Source organism: Modestobacter altitudinis (genome assembly GCF_005930475.1).
GTDB classification, from domain to species: Bacteria; Actinomycetota; Actinomycetes; order Mycobacteriales; family Geodermatophilaceae; genus Modestobacter; species Modestobacter altitudinis.
Window position 1 is genome coordinate 1 of record NZ_SJEW01000022.1, and the last position, 18,683, is coordinate 18,683.

The following is an 18,683-nucleotide window of genomic DNA, read 5'->3' on the forward strand; positions in this document are numbered from 1 at the left end:
TCACGCCGGGCGTCCACCGCCAGCCGGGTCGCCCGCTCCCGCAACTCGTCGGGGTACTTCCTCGGTGCCGCCATGACTCTCATCCTCACGTGGATTGAGAGCCTCCATCAGACCCGGGGCGGGACAGTGTATCTCGCAGGCTCCGTCGAGGCACGTGGCAGGGACACCTACTTCGTTCCGTCGTCGCGGGCCGACGGACGTCACACCTGGCTGATGCTGGGGGACGAGGACACCTATGTGGACGAGGACGAAGACGTCCTCGACACGACAGGTCAGGCAGCCATGCCCGATCAAGATGCCTTTCTGTGCGTCGACTGCGGGGCTTTGCATGGCAACGCAAGGCCGTATTGCGGCTCGGCCGGTTGCTCGTCGTCCACCCTTCGGGCGGTCCGCAAGTTCGAGCGCTCGCACCGGGTGATGAGCTCGTGCACAAGGTGCGGTGCGCGGGCGAGAGATGTCGTGCGTCGCTTGCAGACCGGCTCCGATGCTCCCCCTTCAGTCCTGACGACCGCGCTCTACCAGCAGCTGCCGCCAGGGCCGTCGGAAGCGGCAGATTTCCCGGGGCAGGGGCGAAAGCTGTTGCTGTTCAGCGACAGCCGGCAGGCGGCGGCCTTCGCCGCGCCTTACCTGGCCAATACGTACGGACAGTTGCAGCAGCGATCGCTGCTGGTGGATGGGTTGATGCGCGCATCCGAACAGACTGGCGACATCGGTGCCGCCGACCTCGTGCACTACACGTTGACTGCGGCCGATCAGGCAGAGTTTTTCAGGACAACCGAAACTCGGGACACGAAGCGGCGGGAAGTCGCCCGTTGGCTGGCCCTGGAACTCGTGGCGATGGATCGGCGACAGTCTCTGGAGGGCCTCGGGCTCTTGGTCGTCCAACACCAGCGTGGGGCGGTGGCTGCGCCTGCGCCGTTGCTGGCGATGGGCTTCACCGAGGTAGAAGCCTGGAATCTCCTCGAAGAGCTCGTCGGCATGATGCGCCAGCAGGGCGCGGTCAGCATGCCTGAGGGGGTCGATCACAAAGACGAGTCCTTCCTCCCGCGGCTTGGGCCCATCTTCATGCGACAGAACGGCTCAGAGGTTCGGAAGAAGGTTCTTAGCTGGAGCCCTACTCGGGGGACCAACAGGCGCATCGACTACATGGCGCGCGTTCTGGCGACGGTAGGTGGCGGGCCAGCTCAGCGTGACGTACTGGATGGTTGCTGGAAGTTCGTCCAGCAGCAGCTGGAGTGGACGGTGAGCGTCACGGACAGCACGCTGGGCGCCCTCTTCCAGGATGACGTGCAGCGACTTCGCTTCCTTCCAGGCGTAGACGGGCAGTGGTTCCGCTGTTCGAAGTGCCGGATGACATCGGCCAGGTCCATACGGGGGGTGTGTCCGACTCTGCGCTGCGACGGAGAGATGGTGGCCGAGTCGCTCCCAGCTCTGGAACTGGACGACCAGCACTACCGACGTCTCTACCGAACTCTTCGGCCGATCCCGATGAAGGCTCAAGAGCACACAGCGCAGTGGTCTCCGACGCGAGCGACCGAGATCCAGAACGAGTTCGTTGAGGGTAAGACGAACGTGCTGTCCTGCTCGACCACCTTTGAGCTGGGTGTCGACGTCGGCGACCTCCAGTCGGTGGTCCTGCGGAACATGCCGCCGTCCACCGCGAACTACGTCCAGCGAGCGGGGCGGGCCGGTCGACGGGCCGCGTCAGCCGCATTGGTGCTCACCTACGCTCAGCGGCGCTCTCATGACCTCTCGCGATACCAGAGCCCCGAGCGAATGATCGCCGGTCACATGCGCGTGCCGATCATCCCGCTCGACAACGAGCGGATCGATCGACGCCACGCTCATTCGATCGCCTTAGCAGCCTATTTCCGAGCCCGGTTCGAAGCAGACGGATCCCGGTGGTCCAAGGTAGGCCAGTTCTTCATCAGCCCCACCGGCGGCCCGCCGAGTGACGGAGTGCGCGACTTCCTCAACCCCGTGCCGCCGGCTGTCCTTGCATCGCTGCAGGCGGTGCTCCCACCGGCCGTCAGTGAACAGATCGGCGTGGCAGACGGGTCGTGGGTCCGTGAGCTGTGTGACTTGCTTGACTCCGTTCGAGACCAGGTGATAGCGGAAGTCGCGCAGTTCGAAGCGCGGCAGAACGAGTTCGTGTCCGCCAAGCGCTTCGGGCTGGCCAACGCGATGAGCAAGACCATTGAGACGATTACGGGCAGGAATCTGCTTGGTTACCTCGGCAGTAGGAACGTCCTGCCCAAGTACGGGTTCCCCGTGGACACCGTTGAATTGCGAACCTTGCACTCCAGCGAGCCCGTCGGTCGGCAGCTCGAACTCAGCCGTGACCTATCCCAAGCCATCTACGACTACGCGCCCGGTAACCAAGTCATCGCCGGTGGAAAACGGTGGACCTCGGTCGGAGTACATCGAGTTCCGGGGAAAGACTTGGTCGCCGTCGACTACCAGGTCTGTGCCGCTTGCGGCTCGTACGTCGAGGGTCCCGCCGCCGCTGAGGCTGGCTGCCCGGCCTGCTCGACGCAGTATCGGCACGGTGCTCGTCAGTACGTCGTTCCAGAGTTCGGCTTCAACTGCGATCCAGACCCCACCGATGTGGGGACCGGAGCGCCGGAACGACGATGGGGCGGCGCAACGCACATCCAGTCACTCGGAGCTGAGGTCTTCGAGCGGGACTGGGCCACGCCGTCGGGGGCTCGATGCGTCGCGCGTGCTGGCGCGCGTGGACGCATCACTGTGATCTCTGATGCCGGTGGACCGCAGTTCCACATCTGCGACTGGTGCGGATGGACGACTGTCCTGCAGCCCGGGCAACGCTGGGCGAAGCACAAGCGCCCCACAGATGGCAAGGACTGCGGTGGCACCTGGTCCCGTCGTTCGCTCGGCCACGCCTACGAGACAGACATCGTCGAGCTGACATGTGACGCCTGGAACGCAATCGGAGACGACAGCGAGTGGCTCTCGCTGCTGTACGCCACCGTCCAAGGGGCGACAGAGCGGCTCGAGATCAGCGAGGACGACCTCGATGGTGCCCTCTACCGAACCCCGACTGGGCAACGAGCCGTCGTCCTGTTCGACACAGTGCCAGGGGGTGCCGGCGGAGCGCGGCTACTCGCCGACTCCTTGGAACAGGTGTTGGCGGGCGCTCTAAGCCGCGTGGCGTCGTGTGAGTGTGGCGCAGAGACAGCTTGCTACGGCTGCCTGCGCTCGTATCGCAATGCCCGGCATCACGAAGAGCTGAGTCGCAGTGGAGCGCAGCGCATGTTGGCGGTGCTTGGCGTTGGTCAGCCAGTGGGGGGCGGCGGTGCCGACGGAGCGATGCCCACGGACTGGCAAGGACTGCTAGACGGCGCTCTGTCCCGGGCGGAGGTCGACCTATTGACCGCTCTTCATGCCCTGGGTGTACCTCTCCCTGAGCAGGGCTTCGAGACCTCTGACGGCACGCCGCTTGAGCTCGCCTGGCCAGCCTTCTGCGTCGGTGCCCACCTCGGCGACGGCGGGTCGTCCGTACACGAGCACGGTTGGGCAGTGGTCACCGTTGACGGTGACCCGAGGGCCGCGTCGCTGGCGATCTTGAGCGCGCTTGAAGCCAAGGAAGGGGCGGCGTGACACGGAGTCGGCCAGCGGCTTGGCTAAGAATCAGGGGTCCCACAGGCGCAGTTCCCGCATCCCGCGCCTGGCGAAAGTTTTCGAGAAGTGAACAGCTCTTGTTCTCCGCCTACGTCCGGCATTGGCCGGTGTTGATCCAATGAGTTCCGGAAAGGCGCTGGGCTCCCAAGGTCGCTCCGGCATGGCGCGAGCGGCCGAAGTGGAGGAGGCGCGGCTCAAGCGCATCGCGGCGTCAAAAGCGGCCGGTGACCGATACCCAGCAGCGGGCGCGGCGGGGACTCCTGGGAGTCGGCTTGGCGGCACAGCTGCCAAGCAGAAGCGGATGTGCTCCCAGTGTGTCGTGCGCCGCGCCCGCGGCGACATGCCGCTCTGCCGGACTTGTGTCCTATCCGCGGGGTACGCGGCATGCGCCCGTTGCTCTCGACTGGTCACGCAAAGCTCGCTAACGGCCCGGCGATGCCCTAACTGCGTAAGCAAACCGTTGTGTGCAGACTGCGGCGAGCTAGCCCCGGTAAAGCGGTCACCCTTCTGTCATGCCTGCTCAGTCAGACACGGCTATAAGGGCTGCTCGTCCTGCGGAAAGTTGTTCTTACCCGGCAGGGAGGACGCGCGACGCCGGCGCTGCCCGGCGTGTGTGATGAAGCATCAAGGAAGCGTGCGTAAAGGAAGAGGCAACAGCGTCTACACCGTCTCAGGTGGCCTGCCGGGATGACCTGCGGTCAGCCGATTCCGAGAAACTGTCGATAGCGCTGATCCAGGTTCTCGCGGTTCGGTTGTGCGGCGCGCTGCCGTGGCACGGTGATCCGCACGCCGGCCATCTCTTGAATGCCATGCTTGAGCATGGGTCCATCTATCTCAGCAAGGATGTCTCGCCGCACGTCGATGACGAGGTCTGGGCGAACGCCGATGATGTTCCGGTCGTAGGCAGCATGGTGGATCTTGCAGAGCGCCAAACCGTTGGGGACGACTGGCAGTCCTCCTTCGTCGGCGTCCCGGACGATGTGAGCCGCGTCCAGCAGGTCGGCGTGCTTCAGGCGGCAGATCGCGCACTGAGTCTCATACGCTTGTAGTACTCGAGCGCGGAACACCGGCTGGTGCAGGCGGATCTTGGTCAGGCGCTCCAAGTATGAGCGGCTGTCCGGTGTTAGCTTCTCCAGCAGCTCCGGGTCCACCAGTCGTTGCGCCTCATCGACTGCGACTAGGAAGGCTTGTTGCTCCGGCCGCTCGCCCACGATGAACACTGGAAAGTGCGCCTGGTAGACGCTTTTGGCCACGCCGATGAAGTACGCCAGCGGCCGCTGTTCCTGCATCGCGGTCCGGAGCGCACGGTTGTCCGAGTGGTTTGGGTCGGTGCCGCGATACGCGTACTTGATCAGCCCGCCCATTGCGATGTCGTCCTGGTATGGCGGTAGCTGGTTGGGCGCCGTGTAGGTCGTTCGGATGGTCAGTGCGGCGTTGAGTTCCGCCGGCTTCCAGATGCCCGGCTGAACGACGAGCTTCAACGCTCGGCCCGCTACCGTGAAGGTGTTCAGATCAGCCGAAGTAACGCCCTCGGGGTGCAGCGCAGTCAAACGCTCAAGATGCGCGAACATCGCGGTGCGGACTTGCTGGTCGTCCAACGCCACTCCGGACCTCCGTCGTTCGCGGTCGCTACGCAACCAGCTGCCTGCACGATCTCACCCACGTCCGTCTTCCTGCCAGACGGACACGCCATGGCGCCGGCTGTGCGCTCGTCCCCCGCACAGCGATCGCCATCTCCGAGGAGCCGTTCGGTGGATTTGGTTTGGGATGGCTCCGGCCTCTCAAAAGACCCGCTTGAGCGCGGCGGTGAAGGTGTCGTTCCACAGACCGAGGTGCGGCCACCGCTCGGCCACGGCGGCCGTCGCCTCTTCGGTAGATAGACCCTCCGTGCGGCGGAGCCACGCCCGCAGTACCAGCCCCGTGCGGGATGCCCCGCCGTGGCAGTGCACGAGCACCGGCAGGCCCTCGGCCCGCAGCGCCGCCATGTCGTCCAGGACGTCGGCCAGCACGGCGTCCACCTCGCTGTTCGCGTCGTCGTCGGTCAGGTATGCGTACCGCTGAACCTCGTGCCCGAACGGCTCGCCGGTGCGGCACAGCGAGACGACGGCGAAGTCTCGGGAGCTGGCCCGGGCGCCGTCCAGGTCAGCCGCCCACACGCCGTCGACCACCTCCCGCGGCTCGATCCGCGGGCTGCACGCGGCTACGTGCCGGTCGGTCGGGTGACCGTCCAGCGTGGCGGCGAGGGCGTGCAGGTCGGCCAGGTCCCAGCGCTTGGCCGCGTAGCCGGGCACCCGGCCGTGGACGACGGAGGTCCACCGCATCGGGATGCCAGCGATGCCGAACACCGCCCCGGCCAGTCCGCCGGCGACCGCGGCCACCGTGTCGGTGTCCCCGCCGAGGTCGATGACCCGGCGCAGCACCCCGGCGAAGTCGTCGGAGTTCCGCAGCGCCCACACCGCCTGACCGAGCGTCGGCCACACCGCGCCGTTGCTCTCGGTCGCCTGCTCCGGCGTCCAGCCCGGGTCGAGTACGGTCGCCCAGCGGTCGCGGTGCTCGGGCGCCACCAGGTCCAGCGTCGCGGGGATCGCGGCCAGCGGGTCGCCGCCGTCGAGCGCCACCCGCACCAGCTCGTGGAAGACCGCGCACCCCTCACCGGCCGACGGGTCGCCGTGGGTGAGCGCGGAGATCCGCCGGGCGGCGTCCATCGTCGCCGCCGTGCCGGACCGGGCGAACCAGATCGCCGCGGGCGTCGTCCGCATCAGCGATCCGTTGCCGGCCGCGTGGCCGGATCGGGCGAAGTGCTCGGCCGCGGCGACGTCCCACGGCCGGCCCGAGCCGAGGACGGCGCGGGTCTGGTTGCCGACGTCCGGCGGTCCGCCGCGCAGCCAGGTGCGGAAGCGGTCGAACAGGTCGGCCTCGTCCAGCCCGCCGCGCTCGACCAGCGACGCCGCCACGAGCAGCGCCATCTGGGTGTCGTCGGTGAACTCGCCCGGCTCCCAGTCCAGCGAGCCACCGCCGCACATCTCCGTGGCCACGCCGCGGGCGTCCGTGGGGAAGCGGGCGGAGAACCGCCCGGCCGGGCCGAACTCGAACGGCGCGCCGAGCGCGTCGCCGACGGGGGAGCCGATCAGCGCACCGGCGACGCGGTGGCTGCGGGGCATGGGCTGGGTCATCAGGCCTCCTGCAGGGAGTGGGTGAGGTCGTACGCGGACAGGTGCGCGGTGCGGTCGTGCCAACGCACGGCGTCCACCCGCATGCGGCCGCCGCCCTGCTCCCGGGCGCCGAGGCCGGCGCTCCTGGTGGAGGTGAGCGGCGTCGACTCGACCCGCTCGGCGAAGGCCCGGGCCAGGGCGGCCGGGGCGCGCACCGCGGGCCGGCCGAGCGCGTCGAGGGTCGCGGCGTCCAGCAGCCCGGCCCAGTGCGCGGCGAGTGCGCGACCCGAGCCGAACACCTCCAGCCACGGGGCGACCGGCGATGCCGACGAGCAGCCCCCGCTGGCCGGACAGCGGCCGCAGCCCGGACGTCAGCGACCGGGCGCCGGTCGCGTCGAGCCGGTCGAGGAGCGACTCGGTGGCCGACGCGCCCGCCACCGCACCGAAGCGGCTGACCCGCCGCCAGACCTCGTGCTGGCCGTCGGCGCGCTCGAGGTGGGGGAGGAGCGACAGTGGCGCCCGGCGGCTGCGTCGGCGGTGCGCCTCGCCGCCGTGCCAGCGGCCGTGCTCGACGCAGACGACCGGCAGCACCGTCGGGGTGTTCGGCGCGAGCATCGTTGTCGCGGTCAGTGCGCGGTGCTGCATGCCGCCCTCCAGCAGCTCGCCGGCCAGCAGCAGCACCGGCCGGTCGCCGCGGTTGGTCACGACGAGCTGGTCGACGGCGGGGGAGCCGGACCGCTCGGCGACGTCGACCGGGGCGTCGGTCCCGGTCAGGTGCGCGGAGCCCAGCGACGGTGCGTCGGTCCAGACCGGGAAGACGGTCAGCGGACCGCGGGTGGTGCCCTGGCCGACGTGCAGCCGGGGTGTGGAGAGCGTCACGTCGTCACTCCTACTTCGCAGCACTTCTGCGGTCAACTAGACAATGACGCAGACATGCCGCATTGTCAACCAGGTGACAACGCCGCACCGGGACAGGTCGAACCGCACCCTGGCCGACTACCCCCGCCCGTCGGTGGCGGTGGACACCGCCGTCCTCGTGGTCGACGTGCGGGACGCCGCGCTCGGCGTCCTCCAGCACCGGCGCGAGGCCGGCGGGGCGCACGGCGGGCAGTGGGCGCTCCCGGGGACGTTCCTGCACGAGGGCGAGACGCTGGCGGACGCCGTCCTCCGCTCGCTCGCGGAGAAGGTCGGTCTGCGCGGGACCCGTCCGCAGCAGCTGCACGTCTTCGACGACCCCGGGCGGGACGACCGGGGGTGGGTCCTGTCGGTCGCGCACGTCGTCCTGCTCCTCGCCGACGACGTCGACGCGGTGCTGTCGAGCCGGGGCGACCTGCGGGTCGTGTCGGTCGAGGAGGTGGCGGGGCTGCCGTTCGGCCACGACCAGATCGTGCGCCTGGCCGTCGACCGGGTGCGCTCGGACTACGCGCTGCAGCCCGACCCCGTGGGGCTGCTCGGGGAGGCGTTCACCTTGAAAGGCCTGCAGGCGCTGCACGACGCCGTGGCGCCCCGTCCTGGGCCCGGCGAGACACGCCCGTCCATCGACACCTTCCGGCGGTACATGGTCGGCAAGGGGCTCATCCGCCCCACCGGCGAGTTCGCCCGCAAGGAGCCGGGGTCGGGCGCGATGGGGAAGCCCGCCGAGCTCTACCGCCGCGCCGCCGACAGCCGCGATCTGACCGAGGTTGTCGGCGTCCGCCCGGTGCGCAAGGACCGCAACCGGGCCGACCGACCCGGGGACGACGCCGGCCCGGCGCGGGCCTTCGGCGAGCTGGCCGGTCACAAGGTCGATCCGCAGATCCAGGGCCTGGTGGACGACGTCGGCGGGCACGTGCCGCTGACGCTGACGGTGATGCCGCACTACGTGGCTGTGCGCCCGGTGGGGTCGGATCGGGTCGCTGCCTACGCCAAGCCGCTGACCCTCTCGGTCGGCCTCGACCCGGACGACGCGGTGGCGGTCGCCACCGATCACCCGGACTTCCGGCTGGAACGCACATCCGCGGCGACGCACCACGTCCACGTGCCCGCGTCCGCGTTGCACGAGCCGGCGCGACGCCAGGCCGCCCGCACTGCGCTGGAGCAGGCACTCGAGCGCACCGCCGGCGCGCACTGAGCCGTGGCAGCCCACCGGGCGTGGGTCACGACTCTCCGGGGCACACTCCTCGGAAGACGCGGCCAGGACCGGCCGCCTCGACACAGGGAGAACACCATGGCAGGCATGATCCGCAAGCTCCTGGTCTCGACCATCGCGACGAAGGTCATCCAGGAGGCCCGCAAGCCGCAGAACCAGGCGAAGCTCAAGAAGGCCTTCGCGGACTTCCAGGCCAAGCGCAGCGGTGGCAAGCGCCCGGGCGGCACCAACCGCTACTGACCGCCCTCCGGCGGATCACAGCGGGGGACATGGAGCAGGAACTGTCGGGGCGAGCCTCGGTGCGCCGCATCGCCGAGGTGCTCGACTTGTCGGACGACGACGTGCTCCGCGCGCTGGGCGGTGGCTGGCGGCTGACCGAGGACCCGCTCCTGAGCTCGTACTCCGGCGGCTGGTTCGTCACCGGGGAGCCGATGCAGGTGCTGCTCGGAGTCGGCGGGTCCACGTTGACCCTGGCGAGGGTCGGGCTGCGTTGGGGCGGTCCGGGCACGGTGTCGATGCACACCACGGAGGAGCGTGAGTACGCCCACGAGGACGTCCTCTACCAGCCAGAGCTCCTGGGGGAGGCCGTCGAGGAACTCGCCCGCAAGACCCGCAGGACGTTCCGCTGGTGCCGAACGTGCCGCACGGTGAACAGGCCCGAGGACATGCAGGACCGGCTCAACTGCATGGCCTGTGCGTCCGAGTACGGCGGCGCCGTCAACTGAGGCGCTCTCCCGGAGGTGCCCGATGGGAGAACGTCAGCGCTCAGGTTCCCGCCGTCCCACAGGCGACGGCTGAACGTGGCCGGCTGTCGAGTCCGTAGCGGCGGCCATCGCCCGGGGGTGGCCTGTGGACAGGCATCGACCTGTGCCACTCCACCGTTATCTTCGGGAGCGGACACTTCTCCCACCAGCGAGGAGGCCGACGTGAGCGTCAGCGATGCGGTCGTCGACGGACGGCCTGTGACGATGGAGCAGTACCGCGCCCTGGGGGAGGACCCGGCCGTTGAGTACATCGACGGGCGACTGGCGGTGAGCCCCAGCCCGTCGAGGCGCCATCAGAAGGCCTGCACGCGACTGGTCGCCGGACTGGAGCAGGTGCTGCCGGCCACGCACGACGTCGCGATGGCCTGGTCCTGGACGACCGGTACCGACGAGTTCATCCCCGATGTGATGGTGCACGAGGCGACCACCGAGTCGGCCCGCTTCACCGGCACCCCCGCACTGCTCATCGAGGTGCTGTCGGGCAACCGGCGGGACGATCTGGTGCTGAAGCGACGGAAGTACGCCCTCGCCGGCATTCCCCACTACTGGGTCGTCGACGTGGACGCCGGCACGGTCGAGACACTGGAGTCCAGTTCGGACGAGCCGGGGAGCTACCGCGTGGCACAGCTCCTCAACGCCGACACCGGCGCCCGATCCCTGGACTTCGGCGTCGCTTCCCTCGTCGTGGATCCTCGCCGCCTGGCCTGAGCACCACCGCGTTGGCGCAACCGGTCGTCGACGCGGCCAGCATGAGACCTTTCCGCCGCGGTGACCGACCTCGGCCCTGACCCGGACTCATCCCGAAGCCTGCGTGCTCGACGCCAGATGCCGGGCTCAACGACCGCAGGCCCATCGCCTCCCGGGAAGCGAGCCTGGCCGATGATGACGGCGTGCCGCCCGGCCCTCGCGCTGATCTGCCGCCGCTCACCGGTGAGGATCGCGCCTGCGCCTTGTGCCCGTTCATCTCGCCAACCACGACATCGACCGGGCCGTGTCCGTCGTCGCCGGCACCCGGTGCAGGCGTGGCGGTTGGTCGAACGGGCGGACTCAGGCGTTCGTGTCCACGACGGCCAGTCCGTCCGCTCGCCATGCGGAGAGCAGTTCCTGGTCCCCGCTGGCCGCGACCAGTTCCTCGTCGGCGACGGACAGAGCAGCGGCGCAGTGGACGGCGTCGTACCCGCGGAGGCCGTGGCGGAGGGCCACTGCTGCGGCGGCTCGTAGCCGCAGCTCGTCCGCCTGCACGACAGCGATGTCACTCCAGAGATCGGCCAGCACGTGCGTCGCGGCTTCCAGCGCCGACTGCGAGAGGCGACCGGATCGCTCTGTCCGGGCCAGTGCCGCGCACGCCTCGACGTGCCCGAGCGCCGAGCAGAGCACCAGGTCCGCGCCGTCCCACAGGCGACGGCAGCGGAGCGAGGACGCCTCGGTGACCAGCAGGGGAACGAGCGCCGACGTGTCTAGATAGAGGATCACCGGCGGTCGGCGAGCACGGTCTCAGAGAGCGACACGTCAGCGACGACCGGGTCCGGTGCTGGGCGCTTGCGATGCGTCGGGGGCTGCACGATGCCCTCGGCGATCAGCTGCTCCAACGCGGTTGGCGCCTGGACGGGGACGATCCGAGCCACCGGCGTGCCGTGATCCGTCACCGTGATCGTGGCGCCCTGACGCACGTCGGCGATGTGCTTGCTCAAGCCGTCGCGCAGCTCGCGGATGCCGATGCTCGTCACAGCGCCCCCTTGTGGCTACAAATACGCGGCCAGTGTAGCCACAGGTGACTGTGTCGCTGCCAGAACGCACCGATGCGAGTGCTGAGCACCGGACGTCGTGGGAGCACTCGACCACCTGCTGAGCGAAAGGCTCACGGAGCGGGCGTGACGAGGATGTCCGAACTTTCGCTGAGGGCGATCAGTTCGTTCATCAACGGGTACGTCCCCACTCCCCACATCTTCGACAGCACCCACGTGCGGCCGCCGGAGTGCACCGGGTCGTCCATGAACCATCGGCGGAGGTTGTGCTCCGACCGCGGGTAGGCCGCTGTGAAGGCGTCATCCAGTTCGCTGCCGGACAGCGTGCCGTCGACCGGCAGGAACTTCGCCCGACGGATGGTCGAGGCGACGTCCTCGGCGGCCACCCCATTGGCCACGAGGGCGTGCACGACCGTCAACAGCGCGCGGCGCTTCGGTAGCGGTTCAGTCGCCCCAGCAGGCACAGCCACGACGTAGCGCGTCAGGTCACGACCGTCCGTCGAGTTCGCGGCGCGGGCGGCCTCTTCGCGGTGTCGGAGCCGGACGGTGAGCTCTGCCGCCTCCGGCAGCGGGATCACCTGCTGCACGTCGAGCAGGAGCCTGTCGTCGAGCTTGTAGGCGACCAGCCGAACGCAGGTGATGTCCAGCCCGTACAGGTCGTTGAGCCAGAGCACAGTGGTGGTGATCTGGGTGTCGAAGCCTCCCGACACGAGCACGATCCGCACCCGGCGCTGGAGGACGGTCTCCTCGCCATCGGCGTCCTCCAGGAAGTCCGCCAGCAGCTCACGAGCCTGTCCGGCCCGCGGCGGGTCCACCACGCCGAGATACCGATCGAAGGTGGTGACCAGCTGGTCGAACGTCATCACCGAGACCATGGCTGCGTATCGCAGGGCCTGGAGCTCCAGATGTCCACCGTCCGTCGTCCGCTTGAGCTCCACCACGACGAGCTGTCCTGTCCGGTCGACGCACAGGAGATCGATGCGGCGGTTGACGTCGAAGTCGCCGAACTCCTCCGAGACGACCAACAGGTCGTCGCCGAGCACGTCGATCCGTTCCCGGAGGGCACGCTGCAGATCCGCGCGCTCCAGCACGTGCTCTGCCGCGAGGGTGGTCACCGGAACGCTCGACAGCGACCGGTCGGAGAACTCGAACAACGCCATGCCGCCAGTGTGGAGGGCTGGTGACCGGCCACCCGGTTGCCCGGCGCACGCGTCGCCGGCGTGCCGACCCGGTCGTCAGGCGGTGAGCAGTCCGGACGGCGCAGCGGTCAACCGGCCGGTGTACGTCGTCGCGACCAGCGCCGCCTCCAGGACGGCGACCTGCGCAGCGGTGCGGCGGCGGTAGCCGAACACCTCCAGGGTCTGGGCGAACAACTCGTCCTTCGTCATCCCGGCACTAGCCCGGCAGAGCGCGACCATCGCGTTGCCGATCTCCTCCGGTGCCACCTGCTCCATGGGGCGGGTCGCAGCCGGATCCGAGCGGAAGCCGGCCCACGTCGTCCGGTCGACCCCGGACGGCCAGACGACGTCGCCCACCCGGGCCGACGCAGGCACCAGCGCCGCCAACCCGTCCAGGCGGGCCCGGGCGACCCGGGTCAGCCCGAACGCGCCCGCCGTTAGCCGGGCCAGCCGGTCGACGTGCACCGGTCCCTCGGCCTCGACACCCGCCTGCAGCACCTGCCGGACGCGCTCGGCCACGCGCTGGTCGGCCAGCTGGTCGAGCAGGGTGCGCTCACCCGCCGGCGCCGGTGCCCACGGCACGAAGGGCTCCTCGCCGTCCAACTGAGGAATCGGAGTCGGCAGAACGGCCGGCACCGTCACCGCAGGCTCGGGAGCCGGTGCAGCTGCGGCCGGCAGGTCGACGGTGGCCGGTTCGGCGACGGCCGAGGCCGGCGTCTGCGCCGCGGCGACCAACCGGTCGAGCACCTCGTCGCGGTCGGCCAGCCACGACGGCAGCCACACCCGCTCGACGGCCGGCCAGCGCAGCATCCCGCCGAGCACCTCGACGGGCAGGCCGTCGCGGTCGCCGACGGTCCGCCGCCGCGCCCACGCCGGTCCGTCGAGCAGCACGGCGAGCACCGGTACATCGGGCACCTCAGACAGGGCAACGGAGAGGTCCACCTTGAAGTCCGACAGGCCGACGTCGGTGCGCACCACCAGCCCCCGGTCCCGCAGTGCCGCAGCGACGTCCTCGCGGTGCCGGTCGGGCACCGAGGCCAACCGCGCGTCCCGCGGCAACGCATCGGTGCCGAACGCGGCCAGGTCGAGGTAGGCCCGCAGGTGCTTGATGCCCACCGACGAGGTCTGCTCGGCCCGCAGGTCGCCGGGGGCGAAGGAGGAGAAGACGACCACCTGGCGTCGGGCGCGGGTGATCGCCACGTTCAGCCGCCGCTCGCCGCCGGACTTGTTCAGCGGTCCGAAGTTCAGCGGCAGCTGTCCCCGCTCGTTCGCGCTGAACGCGGTGGAGAACAGGACGACGTCCCGCTCGTCGCCCTGCACGTTCTCGAGGTTCTTGACGAACAGTCCCTCACCGTCGGTCCGGTCCAGCGCCTCGACCAGCCGCTCGTCGCCGGCGTCACGCAGCAGCCCCTCGATGAGCGCCCGCTGCTGGGCGTTGAAGGTCACCACGCCCAGCGAGGGGACGGCGTCCGGTGATCCGTCGAACCGGCGGCGGATCTCCGCCACGATCGCCTCGGCCTCCACCGGGTTGGTGCGGAGCAGCTTGCCGACTCCCGACCGGTGGAACGTGCCGTCGACCCGGACCAGCGACACCCCGTGCCCGTCGGGTGCCGAGGATGCCGGCCCGTGCACCGGCGCTGGGAAGGACGAGAGCCGGTTCTCGTAGTACTGACCGTTGCTGAACGCGATCAGCGACTCGTCCTGGCTGCGGTAGTGCCACGAGAGCCACTGCCGCGGCACCCGGGCCTGCACGCACTCGGACAGGATCGACTCCTCGTCCTCCACGGCGGTGGCCAGGTCCTCGGGCAGCGAGTCGTCATCCGCCGTCGGCTCGGCGAAGGACGTCGGCGGCATCTGCTTGCTGTCCCCGACCACCACGGCGGCCCGCGCCCGGCCGAGCGCTCCGACCGCGTCGGCCACGCGGATCTGGGACGCCTCGTCGAACACCACCAGGTCGAACAGCCCCGCGCGGGCCGGGAAGAACCGCGCCACCGAGTCCGGGCTCACCAGCACGCACGGCATCACGGCGGTGACCAGGTCGCCGTACTCGGCGAGCAGCGCACGCACGCCGAGCCCACCGCGCTGCCGGTTCAGCTCCCGCTGCAGTGCGCCGACCCGGCCGCCACGCGCCGACACGTCGAACGACCGCGACGTCACGACGGCAGCGGGCAGTGCCGACGTGAGGTGTGCCCGCACCGCTCGCGAGGCAGCCGTGAACCGGGTGATCGACCGCTCGTGCACGGGCGCGTCGAAGCCGGCCAGTCCGGTCGCCTCCTCCCGCTCGGCCATCGACGCCCCGGCCAGCCCCCGCTCGAACGACCGGACGGCGTCGTCGGCGGGTACCGCGCCGGTGAGCAGGGCGGACCGGGCCTCAGCCAACCCCGCCGACCGCAGCGGCTCCAGTGCCACGACCAAGTCGAGCCACCGCCGCAGCGAGGGGAGTCCGGGCGTCACAGCGGCCCGCTCGACGCGGGTCGCCTGCCACCGGTTGAGCAACCCCTCGGGACCGGCCCACGCGGCGAGCTGGTCGCCGTCGGCACGGCAGGCCACCAGCAACTGGGTCACCGCGTCGCGCGCCCGCCGGACCGCTGCGGCGGCGGCCGGGTTGCTGGCCGGCCCCTGCACCAGCAGCGCCCGGACCGCGGCCGGGAACCCCGTAGCACCGTCGACCACCGCACCGGCCAGCCGGAGCCAGTCGACCTCCCGGTCGACGAGCCCCGGGTCGGTCAGCGGGTTCCACGACGCGGGCACCCGCAGTCCGGGGATCGCCGCCGCGCGGGCGGCCAGCGCCCGGGCCGAGGTCTGCGCGGTCAGCAGCGCCGACGCCAGGGTCGGCACCGCCTTGGGGTGGACCTCCCCGGTCAGTACCGCGGCCAACGACTCCCGCACCGCGATCAGTCGCTTCTTCCGGCCGAAGAACCCCGAGTCCGCGGCCGCCTGCCCGGCCGCGGCGATCTCCGCCAGCGGCAGGTCCAGCGCGGCCGGCGTGGCGACGTCCAGGCCCGGATGTGCCGCAGCACGGAAGGCGGCGACGTCAGCGGACAGGCCGGCGGTCTCGCTGCGCCAGCGCGCACTGCGCGTCTCGTCCAGCACCGACAGGTCCACCGGCGGGCCGTCCAGCACCCGGGCCAACCCGTCCAGGTCTACGGGCGTGCGGACCTCGGCCAGCACCGGCCCCAGCCGCGCGGACCCCAGCAGCTCCGTGAACGCGGCATCGACGGCGGCACACGCGGCCGCGGCGTTCGGCACGTCGACCTCGGCGCTGTCCACGAACGCCCACGGGTGCCCGGGACGTGGGCGGGCCAGGTCCGCGACATCCGGCAGCGCCGCCAGCGCCCGGCGTACCGCCGCGGTGGACTCCGCCGTCAACCCCCCGATGGCGACCGGTGACACCGGTAGCGCCGGCACCGAGTCACCGATGCTCAGCGCACCGGTGTGCGCGCTGTACAACGACAGCCCGGCGGTGTTCGGCTCGTGCAGTCGTGCGGCGTAGCGGGCGAGGGTGCGGCGGGCCGACCGCAGGTCCTCGGCGTCGGCGGTGAAGCCCTGCTCGTCGACGTCGACGGCGTGCTCCAGTGCCGCCCGCACCTGCGCGCGGACGACGGCCGGCCTGCTGCCCTTGTCGTGCAGGTCGAGGGCGAACGGACCCATGCCCACCGCGTCCAACCGGCGCGCGACGACGTCCAGCGCGGCCCGCTTCTCGGCGACGAACAGCACCCGCTTGCCGTCGGCGACCGCGCGGGCCAGCAGGTTGGTGATGGTCTGCGACTTGCCGGTGCCGGGTGGGCCCTCGAGCACGAAGGTCCGCCCGGCGGCGGCCTCGGCGACCGCGGTCAGCTGCGAGGCATCGGCCGACACCGGCACCGAGGCCGCGAGGTCGTCGAGGTCGACGGCGGCAGCGTCGTCGACCGGGTCGTCGAACGGGTCCGTGGGGGAGTGCACCAGGTGCGCGACGAGCGGGTTCTCGGTGAGCGCCGCCCAGTGCTCGTCGAGGTCCTTCCACAGCCGGAACTTCGCGAACGCGAGGATCGCCAGGTCGGCCGTCGGCTCCACCCGGTACGGCAGCCCCTGCTCGGCCAGGGCCACGCGCATCGCCTGGAGGGCGGCGTCCAGGTCGATCCCGGCGCCGTCCTCGGTCGGCTCCTGCAGGCCGGGCACGGTCAGGCCGTGCAGCTGGCGCAGCTTCTCGAGGAGGCAGTAGTTCGGCGTGCTGGTGCCGGCCTCGTCCATGGTCAGCCGGTAGGCACCGGTACGGGACACCGGCTTGAGCACGACGGGGACGAGGACCAACGGTGAGCGCAACGGCCGGCCGTCGAGCTCCCAGGCCAGGCTGCCCAGCGCGAGGTACAGGTTGTTGGCGCCGGTCTCCTCGACCACCGTCTTCGCCTTGTAGGCCAGCGCCCGCATCCGGGTGAGGTAGGAGCCCTCGTGGACGTCGACGTACACGCCACGGCGTTCCAGCAGCAGTTCGGCGAGCTGGTCCTGCGGGAGCTCCCGGGCCGAGCGCAACCCGCGCTCGCGCTGGACGGCGGCCAGCTGGTCGCTGGGCAGCAGCGTCACCGGCGCACCGCCGTTGACCAGGTCCTCCAGGCTCCCCAGGTGGGCGTCGGGAACGGTCAGCGCGATCCCGGCCCGGGGCGTGTAGTTGATCAGCCGGTTGCGCAGACTCAGGTCGAGCAGGGCGTTCTTCCACTGCGCGATCCGTGGAGGGGCGACCTCACGCGTGGTGCCGGGAGCAGGCGCCGTCCCGCCGTCCGGCGTCCGTGCCGGCGTGCTGTGCGCCGCAGGTCGGTACTCGACGACCTGGACGGTCCCGTCGGCGTCGCGGGTGCGGGCCGGGAGCGGGAGGACCCCGTCGCGGCGGGCGCGGTAGACGTCGACGACGCCGATGACCCGGTCCAGCTCGCCGGTCAACCAGGTCGCGTACGGCGGACGGTGCAGCTCGTCGAAGTCGGCCGGCTCGGCGCGCGTGGTCAGCATCGTGGTCTCGACGAGCCGGACGAGCCCCAGGTCGACGAGGTTGACCAGGCTGGCGACGTCGGTGGTCGCGGCGCTCTGCGAGGACAGCTCCTCGCGCCAGTAGCCGAGGAACGCGTGTCCTTCGACCAGCCAGAGCAGCGGTCGGATGCCGGCCTGCTCGAGTGCGGCGGCCAGGACGACGACGAGGTCCAGGCAGGTGCCGACCCGCTCGTCGAGCACCTCCCCGGGCGTGCGCACCTTCTGGCCGACGTCGGCCCAACTGGCCGGCGGCTCGCTGTACCGGATGTCCCGCTGTTGCATTGCGCCGCAGATCGCCGCGGTGATCGCGTCGACCCGCTCGGCGCCGGACTGGTAGCCCTGGACCGAGGGGCTGCCGGTCCGGACCCGCAGCAGCTCGGCCGCCTCCCCGACCAGCGCGGTGACCGACGGGTGGTTCGGCAGGACGTGCGCGGCGAGCATCTCCATCGCCAGCGACAGGGGTGTGGCCAACCACTGGGCGGCCGCGAGGACCACGACCGGCACGCGGGCCGAGCCGAGCACCTGGCCGTCCTGCTCGACCGAGACCGACAGCCAGCCCGGACGTCGTTCCTCGACCTGCAGCATGGCGGCCGGGTCCAGCCGCAGCCCCACGTCGGTGAGCACGGTCGTGCGTCCGGGGTCGACGTCGGCGAGGAGCTCCACGGCCGCGCCGATCGGGCCCTCGGCGTCCCGGACCCCGACGTGCACGCTGACGTTGCGCACCGGGGCGCCGCTGCCGGTGAGGGTCAGCTGCGACACGATCGGGACGCCGTTGTGGGCCAGCGCGTAGCTGAGGACCGGAACGGACGTGACGTCGACGGTGACCCGGGCTCCGGCCACTGCGGCGTCGGGCAGGTCGAGGTCAGCAGCGTTCCCCATGGCGTCTGTCTACCTGGCGAGCAGGAGTGGACCGGGGACGCCTGGTGGCGGGTGGGACTGCTGGGGCTGGATCGGACGCTCTCGGCCCGGATCGGCTGGACCGGGTCCTCAGCCGTGGCACGATGCCACTCGGTGGCTCGCCGCCGCCGCCGACCGGATCACGGTGGCCGCCGCGCTCGACCGTGACGGCGACGGGG

General features: G+C 70.8%; 11 protein-coding genes and 1 pseudogene. 5 read left to right on the plus strand and 7 right to left on the minus strand.

Annotated elements, in window-relative coordinates; translation table 11 throughout:
- Positions 1–72: 72 nt before the first annotated feature.
- On the plus strand, positions 73–3,621 hold the full coding sequence (locus tag FHL79_RS10395; protein WP_138758531.1) for a Zn-binding domain-containing protein: 3,549 nt from the start codon (positions 73–75) through the stop codon (positions 3,619–3,621).
- 719 nt (positions 3,622–4,340) lie between these two features.
- Here FHL79_RS10395 and FHL79_RS10400 read toward each other — a convergent pair.
- The 3 genes and pseudogenes from FHL79_RS10400 to FHL79_RS26485 form a co-directional block, all read right to left on the minus strand.
- Positions 4,341–5,246 (minus strand): HNH endonuclease, encoded by a 906-nt coding sequence (locus FHL79_RS10400; RefSeq protein WP_138758532.1) that lies wholly within the window; start codon positions 5,244–5,246, stop codon positions 4,341–4,343.
- Between the two features lie 177 nt (positions 5,247–5,423).
- Positions 5,424–6,815, minus strand: a complete 1,392-nt coding sequence (locus FHL79_RS10405; protein WP_138758533.1) for an ADP-ribosylglycohydrolase family protein — start codon at positions 6,813–6,815, stop codon at positions 5,424–5,426.
- Positions 6,815–7,697 (minus strand): annotated as a pseudogene (locus tag FHL79_RS26485) (ARPP-1 family domain-containing protein). Before FHL79_RS26485 ends, FHL79_RS10405 begins: the two are co-directional and overlap by 1 nt.
- Before the next feature lie 49 nt (positions 7,698–7,746).
- Between FHL79_RS26485 and FHL79_RS10415 the strand changes: the two are divergent.
- The 4 genes from FHL79_RS10415 to FHL79_RS10425 all read left to right on the plus strand — a co-directional run bounded on the left by FHL79_RS10415 (position 7,747) and on the right by FHL79_RS10425 (position 10,394).
- Positions 7,747–8,904, plus strand: a complete 1,158-nt coding sequence (locus tag FHL79_RS10415) for an NUDIX hydrolase (protein WP_246080603.1) — start codon at positions 7,747–7,749, stop codon at positions 8,902–8,904.
- Between the two features lie 105 nt (positions 8,905–9,009).
- Positions 9,010–9,162, plus strand: a complete 153-nt coding sequence (locus tag FHL79_RS25070) for a hypothetical protein (protein ID WP_171058107.1) — start codon at positions 9,010–9,012, stop codon at positions 9,160–9,162.
- Between the two features lie 29 nt (positions 9,163–9,191).
- On the plus strand, positions 9,192–9,647 hold the full coding sequence (locus FHL79_RS10420; protein ID WP_138758536.1) for a hypothetical protein: 456 nt from the start codon (positions 9,192–9,194) through the stop codon (positions 9,645–9,647).
- Positions 9,648–9,848: 201 nt separating this feature from the next.
- On the plus strand, positions 9,849–10,394 hold the full coding sequence (locus FHL79_RS10425; protein WP_138758537.1) for a Uma2 family endonuclease: 546 nt from the start codon (positions 9,849–9,851) through the stop codon (positions 10,392–10,394).
- Between the two features lie 339 nt (positions 10,395–10,733).
- Here FHL79_RS10425 and FHL79_RS10430 read toward each other — a convergent pair whose 3' ends face one another.
- The 4 genes from FHL79_RS10430 to proA all read right to left on the minus strand — a co-directional run bounded on the left by FHL79_RS10430 (position 10,734) and on the right by proA (position 18,486).
- Positions 10,734–11,159 carry a type II toxin-antitoxin system VapC family toxin gene (locus FHL79_RS10430; RefSeq protein ID WP_138758538.1) on the minus strand — a complete coding sequence of 142 codons (426 nt, stop codon included), beginning with the start codon at positions 11,157–11,159 and terminating at the stop codon, positions 10,734–10,736.
- Positions 11,156–11,413, minus strand: a complete 258-nt coding sequence (locus FHL79_RS10435) for a type II toxin-antitoxin system Phd/YefM family antitoxin (protein ID WP_138758539.1) — start codon at positions 11,411–11,413, stop codon at positions 11,156–11,158. The genes FHL79_RS10430 and FHL79_RS10435 overlap by 4 nt, the downstream gene beginning before the upstream one ends.
- 131 nt (positions 11,414–11,544) lie before the next feature.
- The gene (locus FHL79_RS10440) at positions 11,545–12,591 is read right to left on the minus strand and encodes a PDDEXK family nuclease (protein ID WP_138758540.1); all 1,047 of its coding nucleotides are present in this window, start codon (positions 12,589–12,591) and stop codon (positions 11,545–11,547) included.
- 75 nt (positions 12,592–12,666) lie between these two features.
- On the minus strand, positions 12,667–18,486 hold the full coding sequence (gene proA / locus FHL79_RS10445) for an anti-phage protein ProA (RefSeq protein WP_138758541.1): 5,820 nt from the start codon (positions 18,484–18,486) through the stop codon (positions 12,667–12,669).
- Positions 18,487–18,683 lie beyond the last annotated feature (197 nt).